A 6,831-nucleotide genomic window follows, 5' to 3' on the forward strand; every position below is an offset into this window, starting at 1 on the left:
CGGCCCCCGTGTCGGCCCCGGGACGGGCACCGCGGGCGCCCACGGTGCCGGCCACGACGGCTCCGGCCACGACGGTGCCGCCCGTGACGACGACCGCGATGAACGCGTCCGTCCGGCATTGTGGCACCTGCACACCGGGGACGACGTGAGCGTCCTGCTTCCGGACGACGATCCCCTCGTCGCCCCGGCCCGGCAGGGCACCGGTGAACTCGCGATGACCCTGGAGATCACCGACCTCGCCCCGCTGCCCCTGCGGCAGCCCGTGCGGGGCCTGCTGTGGCTGACCGGCTGGCTGCGCGCCGTCGACGAACGGTCCGCCCGGGCCCGTGCCCTGACGATCACCGAGCAGCACCGCGACCCCCGCATACTCGACCTCGGACACGGGTTGACCATGCTCCGGCTCACCCCGGCCTCGGTGGTGCTGGCCGACGCCGAGGGCAGCCACTCGCTGAGCCCGGTGACCTTCGACGCCGCGCGACCCGACCCGTTCCACACCCACGAGGACGCCTGGCTGGAACACCTCAACGACTCCGACGACGCGGACATCGTCGGCGCTCTGGCCCGCCACCTGCCCGAGGACCTGCGCGGGGGCACCGTCCTGCCGCTGGGCCTGGACCGCCAGGGGCTGCGGCTGCGGGTCGAGACGGCCGACACCGACCACGACGTCCGGCTCCCGTTCTCCCGCTCGGTGGAGACCCCACCGCACCTGTCCCGCGAGCTGCGCGCTCTCGTCGGCCCTCCGTCTCCGCACCGGGACGGCAGCGGGCCCGAGCACACGGAGGGGCCGGAGCACACGGAGGATCCGGAGGCCGACGACTCCGACCCGGAGGGCCGCTGAAGCGCGCGACCCACCCGGCACACCCCCCGAACGACGACGGCGCCCCCGGTGGAAACCGGGGGCGCCGTCGTGTCGTCGCGGGTGCCCCGTCAGGGCAGCCCGCCCGGATGGGTCAGGACGTGGACGGTGCCTCGCCCGTACGCCTCGCCTTCGCGCCCGTCGACGTGCCGGCTTCGCCGTTCGGTTCCACCAGCCCCTCGTCGATGAGGCTGTGCGTGACGTGCTCGGTGAGCTCCTCCCGCTGCATCCGCCGCTGGATCCGCAGGGCGGTCCGGCGTTCGTTGCGGAAGTCGCGGATGATCGACACGCACATCAACAGCATGACCACGCTGAACGGCAGTGCGATGAGGATCGACATCGTCTGCAGTGCGGTCAGGCCGCCCGCCAGCAGCAGGGCGATGGCGACCAGGCCCTCCAGCGTCGCCCAGAACACACGGCTCCAGGTCGGCGGGTTGGGGTCACCGCCGGAGGCGAGCATGTCCACCACCAGCGAACCGGAGTCCGACGAGGTGATGAAGAACGTCGCGATCAGGATGACGGCACCGATCGCCATCAGGGTCCCGCCGGGCAGCCCTTCGAGCATCCCGAACAACGCGGCGTTTTGATCGACCTCGCCGTCGACGATCAGCCCGCCCTCGCCGAACAGCTGACGGTAGAGCGCGGTACCGCCGAAGACGCTGAACCAGAGCATCGTGACCGCGGTCGGCACCAGCAGCACACCGGAGACGAACTCACGCACCGTGCGGCCGCGCGAGATCCGCGCGATGAACACACCGACGAACGGGGCCCAGGCGATCCACCAGCCCCAGTAGTAGGTGGTCCAGTAGGCCTGCCAGTCGGTGCCGGTGTCCACCTCGAACGCGGTGGTGTTGAAGCTCATCTGCAGCAGGTTCTGGAAGTACGCACCGATCGACTGCACCAGATCCCGGAAGATGAACAGGGTCGGGCCGAGGATCAGCACCGCGATCAGCAGCACGGCGGCCAGGCCGATGTTGAAGTTGGACAGGTAGCGGATGCCCTTCTTCAACCCGGTGACCACCGAGACGATCGCCGCGAGGGTGATCGCACCGATCAGGATCACATAGGTGAGGTTGCCGGGGTCCGAGACGATGTCCAGGAAGTTCAACCCGGCTGCGATCTGCATGACACCCAGGCCCAGCGACGTCGCGACACCGAACAGGGTCCCGACGACCGCGGCGATGTCGATGATGTCGCCGATCCAGCCCTTCACGCGCCGGCCGATCAGCGACTCCACCGCGTAGCGGATGCTGACCGGGCGCTTCTTGCGGTGGATCGCGTAGGCGATCGCCAGGCCGACGACGACGTAGATGGCCCACGGGTGCAGGCCCCAGTGCAGGAAGGTCTGCACGAGGGACTCCTGAGCCCCCGCCTCGTCCTGGGTGATGCCGGTCGCCCGGTTCGGTACACCCGCGTAGTGGCTCAATGGTTCGGCCACGCCCCAGAAGACGAGGCCGATCCCCATGCCCGCTGCGAACAGCATGGAGAACCAGGACAGGAGTCCGAACTCGGGCTCCTCCTCGTCCGGTCCGAGCTTGATGTCGCCGTAGTGGCTCAGTCCCACCCAGACGGCGAACACCACGAACAACGACACGATCAGCATGTAGTACCAGCTGAACTTGCCGACGACCTCAGACTGGAGCGCCGTGATGCCCGACTCCATCGTGCCGGGCACGATGACCGTCACGACCACGAACGCCAGGATGATGAGCGCGGAAGGCCAGAAGACCTTCGGCGCGACCGACGATGTTCGTCGCGAACCGGATGGCGTCGCGGCCTCCGTTTCTGACGTCTCCGTCACGAGGCTTGCCTCCTTCATCGGATTTCGGGTCCGTAAAACCCTAGTACGTCTCGGGATCGATCAGGACAAAAGTTATGAGATTGCCTCCCGAATCACGGTGACCGCGCCGCCCGTCGCCCCTTCGGTACGGACGTGACCAGCACTTTCGGCGTCCAATGTACCGTGCCACAGTGCCCCGATTCGTCCGCGACCGGCAGAACCCGACGCCCCGCGCACACACTGTCACGGTGCGCGATAATCGCGAGCGCACGGCGTTGGTGGCCGAACTGGTTCTGGTCTTTTCCATCACCCTCGGTTTATCCGCCGTACGCAGCACGTTATCGCTTGTGGAAGCGTTGCTGCGCCCGGAACCGCTCACCGACCAACGCACGGCCATCAATGTGCCCCAGGCCACGATCGGCGCGATCGACCTGCTGAAGCAGCTGCTCGGGGTGATCCAGCTCGTCGGGTGGGGCGCGCTCGGCCTCTACCTGCTCTGGCGGGGCGGGGTACGCCTCGCCCACGTGGGGCTGGATCGGCGCCGCCCCGGCAGGGACTGGTGGTGGGGCCTGGTGCTGACGACATGCATCGGGCTACCCGGTTTGGCGTTCTATCTCGCCGCCTGGCAACTCGGGTTCAACCTCGCGGTGCAACCGTCCACCCTGACGGAGGCATGGTGGCGGCCGATCGTGCTCACGCTGTCCGCGTTCGGCAACTCGTTCGCCGAGGAGGTCCTCGTCGTCGGCTACCTCCTCACGCGCCTGCGCCAACTCGGGGTCGGAGAGAACTCGTCCCTGCTCGTCTCCTCGGTGCTGCGCGGGGCCTACCACCTGTACCAGGGCCTCGGCGGCTTCGTGGGCAATCTGGTCATGGGACTGATCTTCGGCCGGGTGTGGCAGCGCACCAACCGGCTGTGGCCCCTCGTCATCGCCCACACCCTGCTCGACGTGGTGGCGTTCGTCGGATACGCGCTGCTGCGTGACCATCTGTCCTGGCTGCCGTGACCCACCGGCTGCCGTGACCCACCGGCGCGTCGAGTTGCACCTCTTGTCGAACAGGTGTTCTAATCGATGCTGTCGGGGGCGGGCCGCGGCGACGTGGGTCTCGGAAGGACGACGTGCGTCTCGGAAGGACACGGGCCGCGGGGAGCACGAGCGAGTACAGGAGGGGACGATGGCCTGCAAGATCACGCACCGGGTGAACGACCAGGAGATCCGGTTCGCCAACCGGGACGCCGCCGAACGCTATGCCGAGATCATGGGCGGCGGTGCCCACAACTGGCTGTTCACGACCGTGACCACCACCGAAGCCCGGCCGGTGGTCACCACCGAACCGGCGCCGGCCCCTCGGACGCCGTCGCGGTGACACGCGTCCCGGGCGCGGACGCAACGATCCCCGTCCGGGAGGACACCTTCGTTGTGCCCGGACACGGCGTGCCGGAGCAGGCGCGGCCCCGGCACGCCGTGTCGTTTCGTCGCCGCCGCCGCGGCGCCGGATTCACTAATCTCACCCGCGTGACTGGTACGACATCGCAGAACACGCCGGACGCCGCCACCGCCGACCCGTCCGAACTCCCGCCACCCCGGGTGGAGAGCGAGGTCGGGCGACTGGACGCGGTGCTGCTGCACCGTCCGGGCAACGAACTCCGCCGACTCACCCCACGCAACAACGACCAGCTGCTGTTCGACTCGATCCCCTGGGTCGCCCGCGCCCAGCAGGAACACGACGCCTTCGCGGAGGTGCTGCGCGGCCGTGGGGTCGACGTCCTGCTGCTGACCGACCTGCTGCGGCACGCACTGGGCGATCCCCGCGCCCACGCGGCGGGGGTCCACGCGGCCGTGGACGACCGGCGGCTGGGCGGCGACCTCGCCGACGCGCTGCGGTCGTTCCTGTCCACCGCGAAGCCGGACACGCTGGCCGAGGTGCTGACCTCCGGGCTGACGTTCGAGGAGCTGCCCGACTCCGAGGGCGGCTCGCTCGTCCGGCGGATGCATCACCCGCACGACTTCGCCGTCGACCCGCTGCCGAACCTGCTGTTCACCCGCGACTCGTCGGTGTGGATCGCGGACAGGGTCGCCGTGTCGTCCCTGGCGATGCCCGCCAGGCGGCGCGAGACGGCCCTGCTCGACATCGTGTACGCCTACCACCCGCGGTTCCGCGGCGCCGTGCGCGCCTACGGTGCGCACTCCGCGCCCGTCGAGGGCGGTGACGTGCTGTCGCTGGCGCCCGGTGTGCTGGCCGTCGGGGTCGGGGAACGCACCACCCCGGCGGGGGCGGAGTCGCTGGCCCGCTCGGTGTTCGCCGACGATCTCGTGCACACCATGCTCGTGGTGCCCATCGCGCAGGACCGCGCCACGATGCACCTGGACACCGTGTGCACGATGGTCGGCCCGGACTCGGTGGTGATGTACCCACCGGCCGGGGAGTCGCTGGTCGCCTACACCGTGCGTCCCGACGACCGCGGCGGTACCGGGGGCCGGGCGGACGACGGTGGACTGCGGGTCGAGGGCCCGGCACCGTTCCTCACCGCCGCGGCGGAGGCGATGGGCATCGACCGGCTCCACGTCATCGACACCGGACTGGACCCGGTGACCGCCGAACGGGAGCAGTGGGACGACGGGAACAACACCCTCGCCCTGCGGCCGGGTGTCGTGATCGGCTACGAACGCAACGTCGAGACGAACGCCCGGTTGGAGGACGCGGGCATCGAGGTCGTGCGCATCGAGGGCTCGGAGCTCGGCTCCGGGCGGGGCGGCCCGCGCTGCATGTCCTGTCCGATCAGCCGCGCCCCGGTGCCGAATTGATCGGCGTTCTCACCCGATGAGGTTTGCCTCACCGAAATAACACATCCGAGGGTTACCCGGGTGAGGGTCGACTAAATTAGCCAAACCTTGGCTCACAATTGTATCCGAATGCGAGCGAGATCACCGTTCCCGATTGGATCAACGAGCGCACGGCGCGTACGATGAGGATATGAGCATCACGAAGAAGCAACCGCGTTCCAAGTTCTACGAATTGCTACAGGCGCAGATCCACAACGAGTTCCACGCCGCACAGCAGTACCTCGCGCTCGCCGTGTGGTTCGACAACGAGGACCTGCCGCAGTTGGCGAAGCACTTCTATCGCCAGTCGCTGGAGGAGCGCAACCACGCGCTCGCGATGGTGCGGTACATGAGCGACACGGAACACGCCGTGGAGATCCCGGGGATTTCCGAGGTGCGTAACGACTTCTCCGAGGTGCGGGAACTCGTGGCTCTCGCGCTGGAACAGGAGAAGGAGGTCTCGGCGCAGATCACCGAACTCGCGCGGACCGCGCGGGACGAGGGCGACCTCATCGCCGAACAGTTCACGCAGTGGTTCCTCAAGGAGCAGGTCGAGGAGGTCTCCCAGATGTCGACGCTGCTCACCGTCGTGGACCGCGCGAACGGCGACCTCGCCCAGATCGAGCAGTTCCTCTACCGCGAGGACGTCGGCGAGGAGACCGACCCGACGATGCCCCCGGTCGCCGGCGGCGCGCTGTGAGCGTGCCTTCTCCGGCCGTTCTCCTCCGCGACGCGCGGTGGTCTCCGTTCCCGCGCCGGGTTCCCGCGCCGGACACGGTGCGGGAACCCGACGCGGTGTCGCTCAACAATTCGAGAAGAGTGCGGTGAGCCGCATCCCGACCACCGTCTCGTCCCGGACGGCGAAGTGGAACGCCGCCCCAGGACGGTCGACGAGGTACTCCTTCTCCGGGAGCGGTTCCTCGCTGCCCCACTCGCCGTTGTGCGGCATGGTCGCGTAATGCCCGTCCGGGTAGGCCGCACGCAACCGCCGTTCCCGTGTGCCGACGCCGACATCCCGGTCGGTGTGCGCCCCGGTGACGTCGAAACTCACCACCCCGTGTTCGGGGGAGATCGTGACCTGCCCGATCGCTTTCCGCCCTTCGACGAGCGGGTATGAGGTGCACCGCTCCGGTGGGGCGGCCTCGCCGGAGACCCGCAACATGTCCGTCTCCACCGCTTCGCGATACGACATCCGGAGCGTGAGGGCGCGGTACCCGTCGTCCCGGATGCGCGGGAGCGGCCCCCGGACCTGCCCGCCCTGCTCCGGCGGCAGACCGTTCCCGGTGTATCCCCCGGACGCCGCCGCACTCGGTGGACCGGCCGGGTCCCGGGGGTTCCGGGGCGTGGCCGGGGCCGTGGGGTCCGGCGGAGGC

7 protein-coding genes and 1 pseudogene are annotated in these 6,831 nt (G+C 69.3%); 6 read left to right on the plus strand and 2 right to left on the minus strand.

Annotated features, from left to right (window positions below):
* Window positions 1-838 (plus strand): DUF2470 domain-containing protein (locus SACHA_RS21010; RefSeq protein WP_157601634.1); only part of this gene is annotated, 838 nt, incomplete at its 5' end.
* Between the two features lie 112 nt (window positions 839-950).
* Here SACHA_RS21010 and SACHA_RS0108205 read toward each other — a convergent pair.
* Entirely contained in the window at window positions 951-2,549 is a 1,599-nt protein-coding gene (locus SACHA_RS0108205) for a BCCT family transporter (RefSeq protein ID WP_019808723.1), read from the minus strand.
* Here SACHA_RS0108205 and SACHA_RS26060 point away from each other — a divergent pair.
* The 5 genes from SACHA_RS26060 (at window position 2,533) to SACHA_RS0108225 (ending at window position 6,158) form a co-directional block, all read left to right on the plus strand.
* On the plus strand, window positions 2,533-2,793 hold the full coding sequence (locus SACHA_RS26060) for a hypothetical protein (RefSeq protein ID WP_232211838.1): 261 nt from the start codon (window positions 2,533-2,535) through the stop codon (window positions 2,791-2,793). The genes SACHA_RS0108205 and SACHA_RS26060 overlap by 17 nt on opposite strands.
* Window positions 2,794-2,812: 19 nt before the next feature.
* Window positions 2,813-3,640 carry a CPBP family intramembrane glutamic endopeptidase gene (locus SACHA_RS0108210; protein WP_232211839.1) on the plus strand — a complete coding sequence of 276 codons (828 nt, stop codon included), beginning with the start codon at window positions 2,813-2,815 and terminating at the stop codon, window positions 3,638-3,640.
* Window positions 3,641-3,809: 169 nt separating this feature from the next.
* Window positions 3,810-4,001: a hypothetical protein gene (locus SACHA_RS0108215; protein ID WP_019808725.1), complete on the plus strand. Its 192-nt coding sequence runs from the start codon at window positions 3,810-3,812 to the stop codon at window positions 3,999-4,001.
* Window positions 4,002-4,150: 149 nt separating this feature from the next.
* Entirely contained in the window at window positions 4,151-5,440 is a 1,290-nt protein-coding gene (locus SACHA_RS0108220) for an arginine deiminase (protein WP_019808726.1), read from the plus strand.
* A 169-nt stretch (window positions 5,441-5,609) separates the two neighbouring features.
* Window positions 5,610-6,158, plus strand: a complete 549-nt coding sequence (locus tag SACHA_RS0108225) for a ferritin (protein ID WP_019808728.1) — start codon at window positions 5,610-5,612, stop codon at window positions 6,156-6,158.
* 102 nt (window positions 6,159-6,260) lie between these two features.
* Here SACHA_RS0108225 and SACHA_RS23350 read toward each other — a convergent pair.
* Window positions 6,261-6,831, minus strand: a pseudogene (locus SACHA_RS23350) (hypothetical protein); the annotation flags it as partial.

It is taken from the genome of Saccharomonospora halophila 8, assembly GCF_000383775.1.
Lineage (GTDB): Bacteria > Actinomycetota > Actinomycetes > Mycobacteriales > Pseudonocardiaceae > Saccharomonospora > Saccharomonospora halophila.

Bases quoted from the DNA above. Each gene is read 5' to 3' on its own strand.
- SACHA_RS0108210 (WP_232211839.1), top strand. From the start codon at position 2,813: ATGTACCGTGCCACAGTGCCCCGATTCGTCCGCGACCGGCAGAACCCG.
- SACHA_RS0108225 (WP_019808728.1), top strand. From the start codon at position 5,610: ATGAGCATCACGAAGAAGCAACCGCGTTCCAAGTTCTACGAATTGCTA.
- SACHA_RS0108215 (WP_019808725.1), top strand. From the start codon at position 3,810: ATGGCCTGCAAGATCACGCACCGGGTGAACGACCAGGAGATCCGGTTC.
- SACHA_RS26060 (WP_232211838.1), top strand. From the start codon at position 2,533: ATGACCGTCACGACCACGAACGCCAGGATGATGAGCGCGGAAGGCCAG.